Source organism: Methylophaga thiooxydans DMS010 (assembly GCF_000156355.1).
Classification (GTDB): domain Bacteria; phylum Pseudomonadota; class Gammaproteobacteria; order Nitrosococcales; family Methylophagaceae; genus Methylophaga; species Methylophaga thiooxydans.
On sequence record NZ_GG657883.1, the window covers coordinates 173,410 to 192,193 of the forward strand.

Here is an 18,784-nt window from a genome sequence, read left to right on the forward strand (position 1 = left end):
CATTGTTTAAAAAGATTGCTTTACCTTTCATTATCATCATTGCGGCAGTCGTTATATTTAGTGCGCTTAAATTGACCCGTCCAGAAACAGCGGTACGTGAGCCAGTAGAAAAATCATGGCTGGTTGAAGCGGTGACCGCTGAATTTACCACCATCGCGCCAGATATTACGATCTATGGTCGTGTGGAAACCCCGCGTGATGCCATGCTCAAAGCATCATTAGAGGCCGATGTCGAACAAGTGCACGTGCTAGAAGGTGACAATGTTCGTTCCGGACAACGGTTGTTAAAGCTGGATGACACGGATGTGCTATTACAACGTCAACAGCGGCAAGCCGATATTGACGAAATTCTTGCCTCAATAGACAGTGAGAAAGCACGTTTTAAACGCGATACTGCCTTACTCGACAATCAGCAACAGCTCGTCGCGCTTGCTGACAAGGCAGTGGTGCGGGCGCAAAAGCTGGAACAAACCCGGCTGGCTTCTAAAGCCGCGCTGGATGAAGCGAAGGCGGCATATGAGCAACAAGTTTTGTCGCTTAAGCAACTGCAGTTTGATATTGATGAACATCCTGCCCGCTTAGCCCAACGTCGGGCGGCACTCAGTCGTGCACAGGCATTACTTGAACAAACGGAAGTGAATCAGCGTCGAACTGAGATTAAAGCCCCTTTTAATGGACGGGTAGCCAAACTCAATGTCGCATTGGGGGATAGAGTGCGTGCCGGCGATAGCTTAGTTCAGGTTTATGACTTAGATAATTTGGAAGTCAGAGCACAAATTCCCGGCCGTTACATCAATCAAGTTCGCCAGATGATGCAAAAGGGTAAATCGTTACAGGCTGTTGCACAGTTAGATGGACAAACGATTCATTTGGAATTGACTCGTCTATCAGGAGAAGTGAGGCAAGATAGCGGTGGATTGGATGGACTATTTCGTCTGATTAACAACGTCGAGCCGTTACCATTGGGGACATTTGTTGAACTGCAACTGCAGTTAGCCAAGCAAGAAAACGTGATTGAAATTCCGTTTAGCGCGCTGTACGGATTGGATCATGTCTATTTGATTCAAGAGGGTTTTTTGCAAGCCGTGGCGATCGAGCGGATTGGCGAAGTGGCACGCCCATCAGGTCAAAATAGTGTCTTAATTCGCAGCAATGAAATAGCCGCTGGTGACATGATTGCGATAACCCAGCTCCCGAATGCTATCACCGGTTTGAAGGTGGAGATCGCTGAGTGAGTGACCAGCCCCGTCGAGATTTTATCGGTGTATTTGCCCAGCATAAGGTCGCTGCAAATCTTCTGATGATTATTATGCTCATTGCCGGTACCTTGGCGTTGAGCAAACTTAATACCCAGTTTTTTCCAAACTTCGCCTTAGACATTGTCACGGTAAGTGTTGAGTGGCGAGGCGCCAGTGCGGAGGATGTTGAAGATGCCTTATCCAGCCGGATTGAACAAGAATTAAGGACGATCGATTACGTTGATAAGATGACATCGACCTCATCTTATGGCTCAGCACTGGTTACACTGGAGTTTGAAGAAGGTACTGATATGGGCAAAGCCCTGGATCAGGTCAAAGATCATATTGCCCGATTGCGTAACCTACCGACTGATTCTGAAACCCCCGAAGTAACTCTCGTAACTCGCTATGACAGCGTGGCGCGTTTGTTGGTGACAACAGAAGGAAAGTTGAGTGAGTTACGTGATCTGGTCCATCAGATTGAACATGAGTTACTTGATAGGGGGATTTCACGAGTAAACATCAGTGGGCTTCCCGAAGAAGAAATAGCGATTCAGTTGAGCACACACGAACTGGAATCACTGGGCTTGAGTTTTGAAGAGGTTGGCCAACGTATTGGCGAGCAAAGCCAAGATTTACCCGCTGGAGAAGTGGGAAATGATGAAACGGCGCGTCAGCTTCGCAGTCTGGATCAGCGGCGAGACGCTCGTGCCTTTAGCACCTTGCCGTTAAAAAGTGATTTTGAGGGCGGTTTGCTCACCCTCGACGATGTCGCAGAAATAGAACGACGACCGATGCGAAATCAGGTAAACGTGTTCTACAAAGGTCAGCCTGCAGTCGAAATCGAATTACAGCGAACCGAAAATGCCGATGCACTTGATTCAGCTAAAATAATGGAGCAATGGCTCGATGAAACAAGAGTTACTCTGCCAAAAGGCGTTCAAATCAAAGTCTATGATGCGAGCTGGGCATTAATTAAAGAGCGCATCAATCTACTGCTAACCAATGGACTAACCGGGCTGATTTTGGTACTCGGCGTCTTATTCCTATTTTTGCATGGTCGCGTCGCCTTCTGGGTTGCGGTGGGTATACCGGTGTCGTTTATGGCTGCGCTATCTGTGCTCTATCTGCTGGGTGGTAGCATTAATATGATTAGCCTGTTTGGTCTGATCATGTCGCTCGGGATCATCGTTGATGATGCCATCGTGGTGGGGGAAGATGCCTTATCTCACTACCAAAGTGGTGAGCGTTCATTAACAGCGGCTGAAGGTGGTGCCAGACGCATGTTAGCACCGGTCATTTCATCGTCACTGACGACCATCTCATCATTTCTGCCTTTGATGCTGATAAGTGGGGTAATCGGCAATATTCTGTTCGATATTCCGTTTGTTGTTGTGTGTGTGATTATTGCTTCGTTGATTGAGAGTTTTCTTATACTTCCCGGTCACTTACGCCATTCATTTCATACTATGCATCATGCAGAGCCAGGACGGTTTAGAAAGTATTTAGACGATAAATTTAACTTTTTTCGTGATCGCCAATTTAAACCGCTGGTGACACTGGCGGTGAAAAATCGTTGGACGACGATCACCGCCACGATTGCTTTACTCATTGTCGCCTTCGGATTATTAGCAAGTGGTCGTATATTGTTTAATTTTTTCCCTTCACCCGAAGGCACGACTATCGTTGTAAATGCTCGATTTATAGCGGGCACCCCTGGCTCTCATGTTGAGCGTTTTCTCGGTCATGTTAATCAAGCATTAGAAAAAACCACCAATGAGATGGAAACCGATATTGTGCAAATGGCTGTAACGCGTATGGGGACAGCCGCTTCCGCCAATGCCAGTGGTAGCGGTTCCCAAGTCGATGAACGCTTTGGTTCGATTCAATTAGAAATGATTTCACCGGACCAGCGTGATATCCGAAATAAAGACTTTATAAATGCTTGGCAAAACAACATCCAACTTCCCGCTGGGATTGAAACCTTCACCATTAGCGAGCGCCGAGGTGGCCCGCCGGGTAAGGATATTGATATTCGGCTAACGGGTGCGTCGGCAGACACCTTAAAAGCTGCATCACAAGACATAACGGAAAAATTAAAAGATTATGCGGGCGTTAGTGCGATTGAAGATGATATGCCCTATGGTCAGGAGCAATTGATTTATCGCATTAAAGGACAGGGGGAAGTATTAGGGCTGACCGTGAATAATGTCGGTCGCCAGCTACGTGCAGCATTTGATGGGCAACTGGTACAGATTTTCCAAGATGGTGATGATGAAGTCGAAGTGCGGGTGATGTTACCTGACCATGAACGCAACACCCTAGCGACATTAGAAAACTTTATGGTGCGATTACCTCAGGGAGGCAGTGCGCCTTTATCGAGTGTGGTTGAGTTTGAGTCACGGCGTGGCTTTGATGTACTTCGTCATACCGATAGCCAGCTGGCGATACATACAACAGCCACTGTGGATGCAACGGTCAATAACAACAACGAAATACTTGCAGATATGCAGCAGGAATTTTTACCCGCTTTGTCATCCCGCTATGGCGTCAAAATCGCTTATGAGGGTAGAGCAGAGGAGCAGGCTGAAACAATCGGAGATATGATGCAGGGTATGATGCTTGCCTTTGTCATGATCTATTTGGTGTTGGCGTGGGTGTTTGCATCCTATGGTTGGCCTTTGGTGGTGATGACAGCGATTCCATTTGGTTTGATCGGGGCAATCTTTGGCCATTGGTTACTTAATATTGATCTAACAATTTTGTCCTTATTCGGTATTTTTGGTTTATCCGGTATTGTCGTTAATGATTCGATTATTTTGGTGACATTCTTTAAGCACCTGCGCGAGGCTGGCATGGAAACTCAGCAGGCGATTATCGAGGCAGCCACTAAACGTCTCCGTGCTGTTTTGCTAACGTCATTAACAACTGTAGGCGGCCTCACACCTTTACTGTTTGAAACCTCGTTGCAGGCGCAATTCTTAATTCCTATGGCTGTGTCTATTTCGTTCGGTTTGATGTTCGCAACACTCTTGGTTTTACTGGTTATTCCGGCTCTGTTGTCAGTTCATGAAAGTGCAGTAGGCCGGATGGAAACCCCGACAACACAGCAAAGCAGTCAAATTTGATAAGTTAGTCTTAATAAAAACGATAATTAGTACTAACCGCGATGATGACGAAAGGAAAATTTATGTACGTGACAAAACATTTGCTAACCGCGTTTTTTATAGCCAGTCTGTTTTCTCACGTTACCTTGGCAGAGCAGCTTGAAGCCGAGTATTCAAACCAACTAAGCTTAGCCAGCCTGACCGAGAAGGTGTATCAACGGTTACCTGGAAAGGCCGGTGAAGCAAAGTATGAGCAGCTTCGCCAGGCGAATGACGCGGTGACGAATACGCTGTTTGCTGCACCCGCTATAGCTAATCTAAGTCATTATAACGATGCCATTGGAAGTAGCGATGGTTTTCAGGAGTGGGAAAGTGGTGTCGATCTGCCACTATGGCTGCCTGGTCAAAAACAGAAGCAGCAGGCTCTATCAGATAAGATTGCTGCCGAACTACCTGCCTATCAACAACAGTTGAGATTACAGGCGTCTGGAGAGGTACGTCAGTTACTATGGCAAGTAAAACTTGCCGAAGTCCAGCTTGAGCAGGCGACTATTGCCTGGCAAACAGCACGAAAACTCGAACAGGATGTTGAACACCGCGTTAAAGCAGGTGATTTGCCGAGGACGGAACGTTTGCTCGCAAGCAGTAATACCCTGGAAACACTCAGTAAAAAAGCCGATGCAGCCGCTTTATTAAAACAACAACTCAAGGTATATGCGTTGATAACCGGTGAAACCGCGTTGCCGTCTGTCGTTGTTGAGGAGGTAGCGCCAGCGGTTGATTGGAAGCAAACCCACCCTCGATTGTTATTACAGGATCAGGTCATTGCCCGCCTGCAAGCAGAGATGGGGGTGGCGCAATTTGATGCCGCGGTTAATCCGAATCTAGCTGTGGGTGTCAGACGCGAACGCGGTGACTTTGATGAAAGTTTTAATAATAGCTTGGGGCTCGGTATCAGTTTTGCATTTGACGATAGCCGCTTTAGTCAGCCTGCTATTGCAAAAGCGGGGGCAGAACTAGCTGATGCACAGGTCGAACGACAAGCCTTATTACGTGAGTTAGATACACGCTTGCTAACTCGCCAGCAACAACTTGCGAGCACCCAAGAACAATTAGCCTTAGTCAGCAAACAAGATGCAACCACGCAGCAGTATTATCAGCTTCAAAAGCGAGCTTTTGATTTGGGCGAACTCAACCTGATTGATTTGCTTCGCAGCCAAGTATTGGCAAATACCAGCCAGAGCCGTAAACGTGAACTTGAAGTGCAAATTAAGCAGCAAAAAGCCGCGTTAAATCAGGCGTTAGGCGTAATTTTGTAGACTTTTTTAAATGCACTTCTTAGCCTTAATTTTCTCTTAAGTTTTGGCAATTAACCTAGGCACCATACTTAAAACTCACTGGAGTGATGTATGGAAGCCTTGTTCACGCTGCAATCAGCAAAAAACCACGACTTAGCGCCACAAAAAACAACTGTTTTACCCATCTATACATTGGCATGGGACGATGCCGCGTCACTGGATCGTGGTCTCACCGAGCAGTTTATTCATCAGCGTTTTCAACAACACTATGGCGCCTCAATTATAGACTTTATGCCGAACTTGCTCGCTGCAAAAAATGAGGCAGGCATCACTGCTGCTTTAGGGTTTCAGTTAGCTCAAAAGCAACAACCACTATTTCTCGAGCAATACCTTGATGTCACTATCGAATCGGCATTGAGTGTCATTACAGGAAGCCCGATAAACAGGGCGGGCATTGTTGAAATAGGCAATTTAGCCTCGGCAAGACAGCGAGCGACGCAAACGTTATTTTTGCTATTAGCTGAGATTCTGCATCAGTCGGGTTTTGAATGGGTGGTATTTACGGCAAATCGCTCAGTGAAAAATTGGCTCGAGAAACTCGCCATCGCTACCGTGTCTCTTGGCGAAGCAAATGCCTCAAAGCTGAGCAACAAATCGGTGAATTGGGGAAGTTATTATGACGACAAACCGGTTGTGTTAGCAGCTAACATCCAGCAAGGCTGTTCGAATCTTAATCAACATCCGTTAATGGACGCATTGCGGAAGAATTATCGGCAACAGGTTGGTCGTGCTGTGGTGGCGCTACGGCTATGAGTATTCTAGTTAATGCACTACGTGCTATTGCTGCTTTGCAGCCCGACTCCTTAGCGTTGACAGATAATAAGCGTTCACTGAATTGGGCTGATTTTATAGCGGAAGTCGATCACCTCACGCTTTTTCTGCAGGCGTATAAAAATGAGGTTGTCGCCTTATATGAAGACAATGGCATCGATTGGGTCATTGCCGATTTAGCCAGTCAACAAGCCGGTGTTATTTTATTACCTTTACCGGCGTTTTTTTCAACCAAACAAAGCCAATCGGTGCTGGCGCAGGCAAACGCCATGGCAGTGATTCATAGTCAGCATGACGCACCACTGTTTACCAGTGGCTTATCTACGACGACGGCAATCAATGACAGGCTTCAACTCAGCGCGCTTATCAGTCACTGGAAAGCGGCTATACCTCCGGCAACCAGTAAAATTACCTTCACCTCCGGATCCACCGGATCGCCCAAAGGTGTGTGTCTTAGTGAGAAAAATCAATTCGACGTGGCACAAGCATTACTTGAGAAAACAGCGTATCAAGCGATAAACCATCTCTGTGTTTTACCCCTGAGCACATTATTGGAAAACGTGGCGGGTGTTTATGCCCCTCTGTTTAGTGGGGGCAGCGTGACATTGTTACCGCTCGACACCATTGGCTTCAATGGTAGTAGCCAGTTTGATGTGGCGCAATTTACTCGAACGCTTTCCCGTATTAAGCCTGAAAGCATTATCTTGCTGCCTCAGCTTTTGATCATCCTCTGCGAGGCGGTCACCAAAGGGTATTGCTTGCCTGCCAGTATCAAATTTATAGCCGTTGGTGGCAGTAAAGTCTCTACTGAATTACTTAACCGCTCCCGCGCTGCTGGGTTACCAGTTTTTGAAGGCTACGGCTTATCTGAGTGTGGCTCAGTGGTATGCCTCAATGCCATAGATATGATTAAAGCAGGCACCGTGGGCAAGCCACTCAGTCATGTCGACGTCCGTATACAAAATGATGAGATCATCATTCAAGGCAATGTCTTTCTGGGTTACCTGAATCACCCTGAGAGTTGGCAACAGACCGAGTACGCAACAGGTGATCTCGGCTATCTCGATAGCGATGGGTTTCTCTGTATTCGAGGCCGAAAGAAAAATCTGTTGATTTCCAGTTATGGTCGCAATATCAGCCCTGAGTGGGTTGAGAGTGAACTTCTCGCCAACCCATCGATAGCACACTGCATTGTTTTGGGCGACGCCATGCCTTATTGCACGGCGCTGATTCAACCCCGTGAACAGATAACGGAATCGTCAGTGATTGATCAGTGGATAAAGCAGGTCAATCAAACGTTGCCTGATTATGCACGCATCATGGCGTGGCAGTATTTTTGTGAGCCACTCAGTGTTAGCCGTGGCACCTTGACCACTAATGGCAGGCCGGTTCGACAAGCAATTTCATCATGTTATCAGCAACAAATTAATGACTTGTATAAGGAGCAGGCTTGAATGTCATTTTTTAACGATTTACAGATCCAGTCAGCCAATGCGCGACAACAGCTTTTTGAAGCGCCTATTTTCGAGATGGTTAATAAGGGTGAAGTCACCTTGGAACTTTACATTGCATTTTTAACGCAGGCCTATCATCACGTTAAACATACCGTGCCTTTACTGATGGCCGTTGGGGCAAAACTGCCAGAAGAAAAAGAATGGCTTCGCACTGCGGTTGCAGAATATATAGAAGAAGAACTAGGTCATCAGGAGTGGATTTTAAATGATATCGCTGCCTGTGGTGGTGATAAAGAAGTGGTTCGATGTGGCTTACCTAGTATTCACACCGAGCTGATGGTGGGGTTTGCCTACGACATGATTGGACGGGTTAACCCACTTGGGTTTTTCGGCATGGTGCATGTACTTGAAGGTACCAGCATCACGACAGCCGATAAAGCCGCTGATACGATTCAGCAAGCATTAACTCTTCCAAATAAGGCATTTAGTTATTTACGTTCCCACGGATCCTTAGATCAGGAGCACGTAAAATTTTTTGAAGGCCTCATGGACCGGATATCAGAACCTACTGAACAAGCACTGATTATTTATGCTGCCAAACGTTTTTATTACCTCTATGGAAATGTTTTCAGAGGGCTTACAGGGGAACCGATACCATGCACAGTTTAAAAGACACGACGATTGTTGTTACCGGCGCGGCAGGCGGTATCGGTCATGCGATTGTTCGTCGCCTGACCGAGCAAGGCGCAAGGCTTGTCTTGACAGACAGAGATGCCGTACGGCTGTCGGCATTGAATGCCTCACTGGGAAATAAACATTATGAGTTCGCGGCTGATATCAGCAGCTGTAAAGGTCGCGTCAGCTTGCTCGATTACTGTAGTGGCTTGATGCACATCCCACAAATGCTGATAAACGTCGCCGGGATAAACCAGTTCGCCAAGATAGCGGATTATAGCGACGACGATATTATGCGAATGGTCACGATCAACTTAACCAGCCAGATTGCTTTATGTCGTGATTTTATATCCCTACTGAATACCCAACCTAGTGCAGTGATTATTAATGTTGGTTCAATTTTAGGTAGTATCGGTATGCCAGGATACAGTGTCTATTGTGCCAGTAAGTTTGGCTTGAGAGGCTTCAGCGAAGCATTGAACCGTGAGTTGATGGATAGCCGCACTCGGGTTCGTTATTTCGCGCCTCGAGCCACCCAAACAGCTTTGAACGATGTTCGTGTCAACCAAATGAATAAAGCTCTGGGGAATGCAATGGACAGCCCTGAAAAGGTCGCGGATGCTTTAATTGCTTTTATCAAAAAAGATATTGTTAGTACCTATCTTGGCTGGCCAGAAAAGTTATTTGTCAAAATCAATAGTTTATTACCGACCTTAGTGGATAAGTCTTTCCGCAAACAGCTTCCTATCATCAAACGCTACCTATAGTGGAGGACATCATGAAATATGTGATTTTTTCTTGTTTTGTTTTTATCTCTGCCTCTGCGTCGTCGATAGCCTTGGCTGATGCGATTACTGATATAAAACAGTTACAAAAAGACTGGGCTCAGACCAATTACAAGCTGACAGATACAGCTCAACAAACAGCATTTAAGACACTTGTTCAACAAGCAACAAGTGTCGTTAATCGCAATCCTGATACCGCAGAAGCATTTATTTGGCGGGGAATCATTCAATCAAGTTATGCGGGGGCGAAGGGAGGCTTAGGCGCGCTGTCACTTGCTAAAGCAGCCAAAGCCGATTTCGAACAAGCGATGATATTGAATGACAAGGCGCTAAATGGTTCGGCCTATACCAGTCTTGGCACACTTTACTTCAAAGTGCCGGGCTGGCCATTAGGCTTCGGTGACGACGATAAAGCAGAAACCTTGTTAAAAAAAGCCTTGACCATTAATCCTGAAGGCATAGATAGTAATTACTTCTATGGTCAGTTTTTGTATGAAAACCGCCAGTATGGGCTGGCAGAGCGGTATTTGCTTAAAGCACAACAGGCACCGGCGAGACCTGATAGACCTCTGGCCGATGAGGGGCGCCACAAGGAAATAGAGGCAACATTGCAGCAGCTACATAACCAATTAAATACTAAAAAACATGCAGGTATTATTAATTGAAGATGATCCTTCACTGGCTCAGGGCCTGAAAACGTCACTGAAACGTGAAGGATTTATCGTCAACCATCTGCAGTTGGGCAGGCTCGCTATAGAGAGTGTCGCTACAGCGGCACCTGACATGGTGGTACTTGATCTGGGTTTACCTGATATGGATGGCCAGGATGTTCTCCGAGCCATACGAAAAATCAATGCTGAATTGCCCGTTTTGATACTGACCGCGCGATCATCCCTACAAGATAAGGTCGATGGTCTTGATGGCGGGGCTGATGATTATCTTGCAAAACCCTTTGATACGGATGAGCTTCTGGCTAGATTACGCGTTTTTGAACGCCGGCTGAGTAGTCTCAAACATGCCGAGTTGGTGGTGGGTAATGTGGCGATGGACACCAAAGCGCAACAAGTCAAAGTCAATGGTGCCGATCTGGAACTGTCGCGAAGAGAATATATGCTGCTCAAAACCTTGATGGAAAACGTCGGTCGCGTACAAACGCGGGATAGCCTTGAAACAAAGCTTTACAGTTGGGGAGATGAAATTGCCAGCAATGCTATTGAAGTCCATATACATCATTTAAGGAAAAAGTTACCTGAGCAATTCATACGAACCGTGCGCGGGGTAGGCTATACCATTAAAGCCTTATGAAATCGATCCGTATTTACCTGCTACTTGCCCTGATTGCGACGATTACACTGGTTAATTTCGTCTCTCTTTTACATGGCTACCAAGCCAGTATGGAGAAAGCACAGAACCTGTTTGATGCCAGGCTGGAAAGTACAGCCAGACTGATTGCTTCTGCCAACTCTGCGCAGGTTGCCGACCAGAACATCGCCGAACAACAGACACCCAATACCTATTTCCAAATCTGGGGAAGTGGTGGTCAGCAGTTGCTAACGCGCTCACGCAATGCACCAGATGAGATTATTGGGCAACTTGATGAAGGCTTTCATGAGGTGAACCATGCCAGTTATCGTTGGCGAAATTATGTGTATCAGGATCGCCACCTGAATCGATGGGTTGTGGTGGCTGAGCGAATTGATATTCGTTATAGCCTGGCTGAGGAAGTGGTTTTAGAGTCTTTGCTTCCTATTGTTATGGCGATTCCGCTCTCAGCGTTGATTATCTGGCTCGCCGTCGGGGTTGGGCTTAAACCGTTGAGTGTGCTTGCGCAACAAATCAGACATAAAAAAGTCGATGATCTGAGTCCGATAAAAATGGAACGGGTGCCAAAAGAGCTGACAACGGTAGTCAATAATACAAATGCTCTCTTGATTAGACTGCACGATGCGTTTTCTCGAGAACAACGTTTTTCAGCCGATGCTGCCCATGAGCTCAGAACCCCAATCAGTGTCCTTAAAGTGCATCTACATAATCTCAAGCAACGGTTTGGTGATACCGACGAGGATATCGCCTTGTTAAAGACGGGTGTTGAGCGAATGGGGCATCTGATTGAACAAATTCTGGCGCTCTATAGAACATCGCCCGACCAGGCCGCGGTAAAGTTTGAAGACATTGATCTGACTAAACTTGTGCAGTCTGTTGTAGCTCGTGATTTTGAACAGTTTGAACGTAAGCAACAACGCATTGAGCTTGATGGCGAGAAAATCCTTATTAAAGGTAATCAATTTGCCTTGGAAACCTTAGTGCAGAATCTACTCAGTAATGCCAGTAAATATACCCCGGAACACGGTGATATCTATGTTTCCATCAGTAGTAAACTAGGTGAGGCCTTGCTTCAGATAGAAGACTCCGGACCGGGTATTCCCACAGACATGCATGAACGGGTGTTTGAGCGGTTTTATCGTTTACATGGCGATCAGCATGCCAGCGATATTATTGGCTGCGGACTTGGGCTGACAATCGTTAAAGATATCGCGGCAATGCATCAGGCTGAGATTGAGTTGGGTACGTCACGGTTTAAACAGGGCTTACGCGTTAGTGTGCGGTTTCGTTTAGAGGAAAAAAAGTAATGCGCTATGCCTTACTGATTATTGCGCTTTGCCTGTCTATCACCCCAGTTTTTGCCGGGCCGCCAGTGTTTACGCTGGAAATCAAAGAGCACTTGTTCTTTCCCGATGAAATCACCATTCCGGCAAATACCAAAGTGAAATTACACGTCAAAAATCTCGATGCCACGGCGGAAGAGTTTGAGAGCTATGAGTTGAATCGTGAAAAAGTTATCGCTGGTAATAGTGAGGCTATTATTTTCATCGGGCCACTGGATAAGGGCGTTTATCCCTTTTTTGGTGAGTTCTTTCCTAAAACGGCACAAGGCAAGGTGATTGTGGAGTAACTATGTTATTAAATGCCGTTATCATTACGTTACGGGAAGTGCTTGAAGCGTCACTGATTATCAGTGTTTTTCTGGCCTTGAGCCAGCTTCTTGAGCGCAAACTGAGCTGGCTGTTGCTAGCGATGTTTGTTGGCGCTGTTGGCGGGTTTGTTTACGGTCAAAATCTCGGTGCTGTCTCAATGGCATGGGATGGTATGGGTCAGGAGCTGGTGAATGCCGGGCTGCACCTGCTGATCTTTCTCTCTTTACTGGTCTTTATGACCTCTGTACCGCATCAGCACAAAAAACGTTGGCGCATCGTCACGCTCATTGCCACTATCACAGCAGTGGTTGTGGCAATAACACGCGAAGGCTCTGAAATTATTCTTTACCTCAGTGGCGCGATGAGTATCCCCAACATGTTACTGCCCGTATTGATTGGCAGCATTGTGGGTGCCGGGATAGGTATCAGTGTGGGTATTTATTTTTATTATCTTCTTATTAATATGCGGCTTAAATATGGTATGTGGCTGGGTTACCTATTTCTGCTTTTAGTCGCGGGAAGCATGATATCGCAGGCAGTAGAGTTCTTGATTCAGGCAGATTTCATTCATGCCGGAAAACCGCTCTGGGACAGCTCAAATCTCATCAGTGAGCGTTCGGTTATCGGTCAATTGTTGTATGCGCTAGTAGGATATGAAGCGACGCCTGCACCAATACAAGTTGTGGCCTATGTAAGCAGTATTGCCATCATCGCTGTTGCCACGGTCATCAGCTATCAATTCAGGACGCCTCCCCATGATGATTAAGCGTCGTGTTTTCATGGCCTTGTCGCTGCTGCTTGTTTCTAGCCATCTTCAGGCAGATGGCTCAGCGATTGATAAGGTTTACCATCCCTATGTTCAGCCATTAGAACGTGAGTTGGAATGGCGCATGGTCAGTGCTGACGGCGATCATCTGCAGCGACTCGGTTTGGGGCGCTCTGTAAACGATAAAGTATTCATTGAGGGTTACTTAATTGCTGAACAAGAGGGAGACAACTTTCACCTGCAAGGCTATGAATTAGAAGTCAAACTGCAACTGACTGAACAAGGTGAGTACGCTGTTGATTGGGGGCTAATCACAGAAATTGAAAAAGCCCACCAGGAGGATGAGTGGGAAATTGCCAGCAGTTTATTGATGGAAAAACAGTGGGGACGTTGGGTTGGTGCTGCAAACTTCTGGCTGGAGTATGAATGGGGAGAGGATGTTGATACCGAGTTTGAAACTGCGCTGGCTATTCAAAGCCGATATCGTTTGTCACCCCAGTTTGAGCCTGCCATTGAGATTTATGCCGGTGAAAATACACGCGCCATCGGACCGGTGGCTTTAGGCGATATCCGGTTTGCAGCAGGCAAGCGATTACACTGGGAGACGGGAGTATTGGTGGGGCTTGATAACCAAACCCCGGATGCGACTTTGCGGTTGTTGGCAGAGTTCGAATTTTAATAAGCTTAGTTTAACGCTTGCTCACGCATTCTTTTTTCGAGATCATTCCAAAGGCTGAGTTTGCTAGCTTCACCGACGCGTTGTCCATCACCACGTGATTTTGCTAACCATAAGCCGCCACCATTGAAACTGTAGACAGGCACTAAATCTCCGCGCTGACTGGCGGGTTTGATATCGACAATCAGATTGTCTAAAACCAAGGGCACTGAGCGTTTAGTTTCAAAGTAGGTTAATACCATATGCGCTTGGCCTATTTCTGTTGCTTTTACATAAGTGATACGCAGTTTTTCCTCGGGAACACCCAGTTCTTTGAGGGTAAAGTACTTAGCAATAGAATAATCTTCACAATCGCCGGCACCAATTGACAGCATTTCAAGTGGTGTTGCCCAGTAGTCATTTTTATTCCACAAGTCGATATCATTTAAAAACAATACATTGGCATTAAAAAACGTATTGACCAGTTCCAGTTTCTCTCTCTCAGTGAGTGCGTAATTCTCACTGTCATTGAGCAAATCACGCCAACCTTCCAGCCGCTTTCTAGCAAACTTGTTGTACTGATTCTCCACACTTTGCAATAGCTGCTCGGTGATGTTGAACTTTGCCGTAATAGGCAAAGACAACATCAGCAGGCTGGCAAAGATTAATACAAGGAGTCGGCGTGAGAACGGCATAGTCCAATGCTTTTATCGGCTGATACCGTATAAGCCTGCCTGTTTGACAAACTCGAAGTCATCATCTGCTTTCACTGACTCAGCCAATACCTTAATTTCGACTAAGCTGGCCACTTCCTGAATGATTTCAATAAAATCAGGTTTGTTGACATTGCCTCTTATATTTTCTGTCACGTTTCGTGACAGACGAATATAGTCTATGTGCAACTCACGAAGCATATCGGTCGTAATAATGTCTGAGGAATAACGTTTGAGTAAGGTGGTTGCGCCTAAATTTTTGACAAAACTGCTGAAGCTGGCAAAAGCGGCCAGGTCTTTCGCAGCCGCATACGCCGTAACAGAAAAAGCGAGCAAATTATTCGCTAGTGTAGTTTGTTCCAGTCTGGCACTTAGCCATGCATGAAACTCTGCTGATGCCACCGAGACCATAGAGAGGTTGATGGTGACAGGTACTTGCTGATCAGCTTGCTCCATTTTGTGAATGATCTTATTGATGATGCATCTATCCAACATTTCAGCTTGATTGAATTCCTGAGCCATTGAGAAAAAGGTGCCAATAGGAAGCTGCATACCATCGCTGTCGGTCACCACTGTAAAGGCCTCTTGCATGACTTTTACTGGCGCAGCACCGCTATAGTTGAATGCCTCAGCAGTAAAGGTGATTTCAGGCGTGTTGTTATCAATTGTTTGATGGATGATAGCTTTCCATTCTTGCTCTGATCGAGAACTGATGGAGTCTTGTTTAATGAAGTAAGCATTGAGGCCGATGATCCTAGCTTGTTCGTATGCTTCGATCATGGCTGGCATGAGTCGATCAAACTCACTGGATCTATCAAATAAGACGATGCCTGTGTGTACCATATCTTCAATATCGTAGCGTTGCCCCAGATGTGTTACATCCTGCTTGAGTTTGTCGGCTAAAACTGTGATGGTCTTCTCATCTGCTTCTGGACACAACAGCGCAAACTCAGAACCATACAACCGATAGGCATCACCGTGGTTTGCAACGCATTGCTTCAGCGTTTGGGCAAACTCACGTAGTAAAGTATCAACAACGTCATTACCTTTGTCTTTGCTAATCTCAGCAAGATCGTCAAATTTGATATAGATGGCGTAGCCCGTTTGGCTGGCAGACATGGCTTTTTTTACATCAACATCAAAGGTGGGTTGATTGAATAAGCCCGTCAGAAGGTCTCGTTTCAGACTGTCATTCAGTGAGTCCAGACGACTATTGAGGCGGGCGATGGTGTCGCCAATTTTTTTCGACATACCATTCATTGATGTCGCTACCTGACGAACCTCACGGGTCCATGGTAATTGAGTGATGGTTGTAAAATTACCAGTTGAGATTTCGTTGGCTTGTTTTTGAATATCTTTTAGTGGTTTTAGAGTAAACCGCAATACCAGCATTAACAGCGCGAAAGCAGCAAGAAAGATAAGAAAAGAGTAAAGCAGGGTTTCTTTGGCTTGCTCGTAAAGCTTCAGGTAGGCATAAGCAGGGTTACTGCTGACATGAATCGTGCCTGAGATAGTCCAACCAGAGCTGATTTCTGAGACTGCAGTCGCGGGTTGCATCGGTAATAATTGAATGATCCAACTGGGCACGCCTTCCATTTGCACAGGGTTGGTTAATTTGACTAAGTTTTCACCATCGACGTTTTCTAACCGCATTTCTTTGTAGTAACCCATATCGAAAATGGCATTCATCATGGTTTGTAAGATAGGGTCTTGCTCGTCGCTCATATGGGGACTGAGTGATAAGCCTAACGATGTCGCGGTGTCTTGAACATGAATCTCAGATTCAACTTCCAGATAATTACGAATATTGCTCATACTCAGCAAAAAACTAACCGAGAACACAATCAGGAAAATCAGACTGATAAGAATCAAAAGTTGTTTGGACAAAGACATAATGAATTTCCTCGAAACAGGCCCATGCCTAAAATTAATACGTTACCTGATGTATGCCAGCTAAAGCGATTGTTTTCAGGTAATTTATCGTTAAACGCTCTCACAATACCTTGCGCTGTGAAAGCAGGCAAGAAACACGTAATAGAACGCTAAGGCTTTTGTTTTATATAGCTGATTGCTAGGATCGTTATTTACTTGCTCTAGGACCTTTATATGTTAACGACCATGATGCAGATGGGACTGCTGATTGCCTTTGGTTCAGTTTGGCAATTGTTGGCGCCGAAGCATATTCCGGCCTTGGCGCATCGTCGTGCCTTAACCGATTTGGTGTTTTATATCCTGCTGCCGGCTCTGGTGTTAGATGTGATCTGGGGAGCATCAATTGATGTGACGTCGATGAAAATTTCCCTTGTTGCCTTATCTGGGCTAGCGGTCTCGGCGCTGTTAATGTGGTTCATGCTGCGTTTTTACACAACCAATCAAGCACAAAAAGGTGCATTGATGATGGCGGCGATTTTTCCCAATGCGACCTATCTGGGCTTGCCGGTGACCAATCAGGTTTTAGGAAGCTGGAGTAACTCAGTAGTACTGCAATATGACTTGTTCGCCTGTACGCCGGTGTTGATGACGCTGGGAATTTTGATGGCACATCATTTTGGGTCAACCGAAAGATCGGTTCATCCTTTGCGTGAATTGACCCGGGTGCCACCACTATGGGCTGTGGCTGTGGCCATGATATTGAATTTACTTGCTGTGCCTCGCCCCGAGATTGTTCACAACACCCTGGCGACGCTCTCTGGCGGCGTTGTACCGTTGATGCTTATTGCTTTGGGAATGAGCCTCCGGTGGGACACCATCAGACTACGTTTCTTACCTTTATTATTGCCCGTGAGTGTGATCTCATTACTTATCGCACCGTTTATCGCGCTTGTTACCAGTTACGGATTAGCAATGCCTGAACAGATAACAACCGCTGTTGTGTTATTAAGCGCCATGCCTACCATGATATTTGGCATTGTCATCTGTGAACGCTATCAATTAGATAGTGCTATTTATGCCGCCGCCGTGTTTTTAACCACGTTAATCAGTGTGGTGTCATTAACGCTTTGGTTTCATTGGTTACCGGCAGTGTGATCAGACCACTCAAAGCCTAATTTTTCGATGGCTGCTATCATCAGTGTCATCGCCTGTTCAATATCATCGTCTTCTCCCCGAAGACTGAGCTCAATGTAGGGAACATCGCCCAAGTGGGGTAGGCTCGACAGCAGTAAGTTAGGAAAGGCATCCACGATCTCATTCATGATCTCAAGCAGATCCGACTCGCGACCTTTGGTAATAGTGATAATACGTTCAGAACGCGGGCTTAAATCGCGTAAATCCTGATAGTTATTATCCAGTATCCACTCAACCATCGGCCATGCCATTTCAGGGAAACCGGGCATGAAGTGATGATTATCAATACTAAAGCCGGGTACGCGATTAACCGGGTTGGGAATTATACGGCTGCCTTCTGGCAAATGACCCATCAAAATACGGTTTGGATATGCTGAGTCTCCATATTGCGCCTCAATTTCACGAACGGCATCAGGATGGGGCTCTATGCCAACTTGCTTAACTAAAGCAACCGTCTGGCGAGTGCGATCATCAGGTGTAGCGCCAATGCCGCCAAAGCTGAAAACGAGATCCGGCGATGTCATTGAAAAACGTATGACTCGTTCCAGTTGTTGCGCATCATCACCAACAATGATGGTCCAACTCAGTTCTAGACCACGGTCAGCAAGAATCGACTGTAAGAAAGCAAAGTGTCGATCCTGGCGTTTACCGCTCAGAATTTCATCACCAATAATCAAAGCACCGATTTTCATTACGCTGGTTGTTCCTCTCTATTACGCATGAAATCAGCCGTTTGAACGAAAGAGGACATCAGCTGTTCTGCAAATAAATTATCCAAATTCAGTTTTTTTAGCGCCTGAGCCATACAATAAAGCCATTGATCACGTTCTTCAATGCCGATAGGGAAAGGCATATGTCTGGCACGTAAGCGTGGGTGACCATATAGATCGGTATAGAGTGGGGGACCGCCCAACCAACCGGTCAGAAATAGATATAATTTTTCTTCGCTGATTTTGATATCTTCAGGGTGTAAGTCCCGTATCAATTGAGTTTGCGGTGTATCACACATGATTTGGTAAAAGGTTTCGCACAAGGTTCGTACACCGTCCTCACCACCAATTCGCTCATAAGGTGTTGCTATCTCTGCCATGGGATCATCTTGAATAAAAAGCATTAGTTTAACGTGCTTGTTATGACCAATAAAGTGAATCAAGGTTGCGACAGCCGACTCAGACACGGATAATTGTCGAGTCTTTTAAGCAATCCTATGAGGAGAAAATC

At 46.0% G+C, this 18,784-nt stretch carries 18 protein-coding genes; 14 read left to right on the forward strand and 4 right to left on the reverse strand.

The window, feature by feature from the left end; genetic code table 11:
- Positions 1 to 2: 2 nt before the first annotated feature.
- The 13 genes from MDMS009_RS01080 to MDMS009_RS01140 all read left to right on the forward strand — a co-directional run bounded on the left by MDMS009_RS01080 (position 3) and on the right by MDMS009_RS01140 (position 13,808).
- Positions 3 to 1,235, forward strand: a complete 1,233-nt coding sequence (locus tag MDMS009_RS01080) for an efflux RND transporter periplasmic adaptor subunit (protein ID WP_008290007.1) — start codon at positions 3 to 5, stop codon at positions 1,233 to 1,235.
- Positions 1,232 to 4,366, forward strand: coding sequence for an efflux RND transporter permease subunit (locus MDMS009_RS01085; protein WP_052298134.1), 3,135 nt, complete (start codon positions 1,232 to 1,234; stop codon positions 4,364 to 4,366). The genes MDMS009_RS01080 and MDMS009_RS01085 overlap by 4 nt, the downstream gene beginning before the upstream one ends.
- A 62-nt stretch (positions 4,367 to 4,428) precedes the next feature.
- On the forward strand, positions 4,429 to 5,664 hold the full coding sequence (locus tag MDMS009_RS01090) for a TolC family protein (protein ID WP_008289915.1): 1,236 nt from the start codon (positions 4,429 to 4,431) through the stop codon (positions 5,662 to 5,664).
- A gap of 90 nt (positions 5,665 to 5,754) precedes the next feature.
- Entirely contained in the window at positions 5,755 to 6,456 is a 702-nt protein-coding gene (locus MDMS009_RS01095; RefSeq protein WP_008290024.1) for a thermostable hemolysin, read from the forward strand.
- Positions 6,453 to 7,928 carry an AMP-binding protein gene (locus tag MDMS009_RS01100; RefSeq protein WP_008290026.1) on the forward strand — a complete coding sequence of 492 codons (1,476 nt, stop codon included), beginning with the start codon at positions 6,453 to 6,455 and terminating at the stop codon, positions 7,926 to 7,928. Before MDMS009_RS01095 ends, MDMS009_RS01100 begins: the two co-directional genes overlap by 4 nt.
- The gene (locus tag MDMS009_RS01105; protein ID WP_043887703.1) at positions 7,929 to 8,597 is read left to right on the forward strand and encodes a TenA family transcriptional regulator; all 669 of its coding nucleotides are present in this window, start codon (positions 7,929 to 7,931) and stop codon (positions 8,595 to 8,597) included.
- The gene (locus MDMS009_RS01110; protein ID WP_008289910.1) at positions 8,585 to 9,370 is read left to right on the forward strand and encodes an SDR family oxidoreductase; all 786 of its coding nucleotides are present in this window, start codon (positions 8,585 to 8,587) and stop codon (positions 9,368 to 9,370) included. The genes MDMS009_RS01105 and MDMS009_RS01110 overlap by 13 nt, the downstream gene beginning before the upstream one ends.
- 11 nt (positions 9,371 to 9,381) lie before the next feature.
- Positions 9,382 to 10,053 (forward strand): tetratricopeptide repeat protein, encoded by a 672-nt coding sequence (locus MDMS009_RS01115; protein WP_008289840.1) that lies wholly within the window; start codon positions 9,382 to 9,384, stop codon positions 10,051 to 10,053.
- Positions 10,034 to 10,693 (forward strand): response regulator, encoded by a 660-nt coding sequence (locus MDMS009_RS01120; protein ID WP_008289949.1) that lies wholly within the window; start codon positions 10,034 to 10,036, stop codon positions 10,691 to 10,693. The genes MDMS009_RS01115 and MDMS009_RS01120 overlap by 20 nt, the downstream gene beginning before the upstream one ends.
- Positions 10,690 to 12,018, forward strand: a complete 1,329-nt coding sequence (locus MDMS009_RS01125; RefSeq protein WP_008290025.1) for an ATP-binding protein — start codon at positions 10,690 to 10,692, stop codon at positions 12,016 to 12,018. The genes MDMS009_RS01120 and MDMS009_RS01125 overlap by 4 nt, the downstream gene beginning before the upstream one ends.
- Positions 12,018 to 12,341 carry a cupredoxin domain-containing protein gene (locus MDMS009_RS01130; RefSeq protein WP_008290086.1) on the forward strand — a complete coding sequence of 108 codons (324 nt, stop codon included), beginning with the start codon at positions 12,018 to 12,020 and terminating at the stop codon, positions 12,339 to 12,341. The genes MDMS009_RS01125 and MDMS009_RS01130 overlap by 1 nt, the downstream gene beginning before the upstream one ends.
- Positions 12,342 to 12,343: 2 nt before the next feature.
- Positions 12,344 to 13,129, forward strand: coding sequence for an FTR1 family protein (locus tag MDMS009_RS01135; protein ID WP_008290113.1), 786 nt, complete (start codon positions 12,344 to 12,346; stop codon positions 13,127 to 13,129).
- Positions 13,119 to 13,808: a hypothetical protein gene (locus MDMS009_RS01140; RefSeq protein WP_043887705.1), complete on the forward strand. Its 690-nt coding sequence runs from the start codon at positions 13,119 to 13,121 to the stop codon at positions 13,806 to 13,808. Before MDMS009_RS01135 ends, MDMS009_RS01140 begins: the two co-directional genes overlap by 11 nt.
- A 5-nt stretch (positions 13,809 to 13,813) precedes the next feature.
- Here the strand turns inward: MDMS009_RS01140 and MDMS009_RS01145 are convergent, their stop codons facing one another.
- Together MDMS009_RS01145 and MDMS009_RS01150 are read right to left on the reverse strand one after the other, a co-directional pair.
- On the reverse strand, positions 13,814 to 14,479 hold the full coding sequence (locus MDMS009_RS01145; RefSeq protein ID WP_008289978.1) for a transglutaminase-like cysteine peptidase: 666 nt from the start codon (positions 14,477 to 14,479) through the stop codon (positions 13,814 to 13,816).
- A gap of 12 nt (positions 14,480 to 14,491) precedes the next feature.
- Complete coding sequence (locus MDMS009_RS01150) at positions 14,492 to 16,390, reverse strand: bifunctional diguanylate cyclase/phosphodiesterase (RefSeq protein WP_008290095.1); 1,899 nt, start codon at positions 16,388 to 16,390, stop codon at positions 14,492 to 14,494.
- A 213-nt stretch (positions 16,391 to 16,603) separates the two neighbouring features.
- Between MDMS009_RS01150 and MDMS009_RS01155 the strand changes: the two genes are divergently transcribed.
- Positions 16,604 to 17,524: an AEC family transporter gene (locus MDMS009_RS01155; RefSeq protein WP_008289974.1), complete on the forward strand. Its 921-nt coding sequence runs from the start codon at positions 16,604 to 16,606 to the stop codon at positions 17,522 to 17,524.
- Here the strand turns inward: MDMS009_RS01155 and MDMS009_RS01160 are convergent.
- Both MDMS009_RS01160 and MDMS009_RS01165 read right to left on the reverse strand, forming a co-directional pair.
- The gene (locus MDMS009_RS01160) at positions 17,503 to 18,255 is read right to left on the reverse strand and encodes a competence/damage-inducible protein A (protein ID WP_008289945.1); all 753 of its coding nucleotides are present in this window, start codon (positions 18,253 to 18,255) and stop codon (positions 17,503 to 17,505) included. The two genes, MDMS009_RS01155 and MDMS009_RS01160, sit on opposite strands and share 22 nt — an antisense overlap.
- The gene (locus tag MDMS009_RS01165) at positions 18,255 to 18,653 is read right to left on the reverse strand and encodes a group II truncated hemoglobin (RefSeq protein ID WP_043887753.1); all 399 of its coding nucleotides are present in this window, start codon (positions 18,651 to 18,653) and stop codon (positions 18,255 to 18,257) included. Before MDMS009_RS01165 ends, MDMS009_RS01160 begins: the two co-directional genes overlap by 1 nt.
- Between the last annotated feature and the right edge of the window lie 131 nt (positions 18,654 to 18,784).

Bases quoted from the DNA above. Each gene is read 5' to 3' on its own strand.
- MDMS009_RS01090 (WP_008289915.1), top strand. From the start codon at position 4,429: ATGTACGTGACAAAACATTTGCTAACCGCGTTTTTTATAGCCAGTCTG.
- MDMS009_RS01095 (WP_008290024.1), top strand. From the start codon at position 5,755: ATGGAAGCCTTGTTCACGCTGCAATCAGCAAAAAACCACGACTTAGCG.
- MDMS009_RS01100 (WP_008290026.1), top strand. From the start codon at position 6,453: ATGAGTATTCTAGTTAATGCACTACGTGCTATTGCTGCTTTGCAGCCC.
- MDMS009_RS01105 (WP_043887703.1), top strand. From the start codon at position 7,929: ATGTCATTTTTTAACGATTTACAGATCCAGTCAGCCAATGCGCGACAA.
- MDMS009_RS01110 (WP_008289910.1), top strand. From the start codon at position 8,585: ATGCACAGTTTAAAAGACACGACGATTGTTGTTACCGGCGCGGCAGGC.
- MDMS009_RS01115 (WP_008289840.1), top strand. From the start codon at position 9,382: ATGAAATATGTGATTTTTTCTTGTTTTGTTTTTATCTCTGCCTCTGCG.
- MDMS009_RS01120 (WP_008289949.1), top strand. From the start codon at position 10,034: ATGCAGGTATTATTAATTGAAGATGATCCTTCACTGGCTCAGGGCCTG.
- MDMS009_RS01125 (WP_008290025.1), top strand. From the start codon at position 10,690: ATGAAATCGATCCGTATTTACCTGCTACTTGCCCTGATTGCGACGATT.
- MDMS009_RS01130 (WP_008290086.1), top strand. From the start codon at position 12,018: ATGCGCTATGCCTTACTGATTATTGCGCTTTGCCTGTCTATCACCCCA.
- MDMS009_RS01135 (WP_008290113.1), top strand. From the start codon at position 12,344: ATGTTATTAAATGCCGTTATCATTACGTTACGGGAAGTGCTTGAAGCG.
- MDMS009_RS01140 (WP_043887705.1), top strand. From the start codon at position 13,119: ATGATGATTAAGCGTCGTGTTTTCATGGCCTTGTCGCTGCTGCTTGTT.
- MDMS009_RS01145 (WP_008289978.1), bottom strand. From the start codon at position 14,479: ATGCCGTTCTCACGCCGACTCCTTGTATTAATCTTTGCCAGCCTGCTG.
- MDMS009_RS01150 (WP_008290095.1), bottom strand. From the start codon at position 16,390: ATGTCTTTGTCCAAACAACTTTTGATTCTTATCAGTCTGATTTTCCTG.
- MDMS009_RS01155 (WP_008289974.1), top strand. From the start codon at position 16,604: ATGTTAACGACCATGATGCAGATGGGACTGCTGATTGCCTTTGGTTCA.
- MDMS009_RS01160 (WP_008289945.1), bottom strand. From the start codon at position 18,255: ATGAAAATCGGTGCTTTGATTATTGGTGATGAAATTCTGAGCGGTAAA.
- MDMS009_RS01165 (WP_043887753.1), bottom strand. From the start codon at position 18,653: ATGGCAGAGATAGCAACACCTTATGAGCGAATTGGTGGTGAGGACGGT.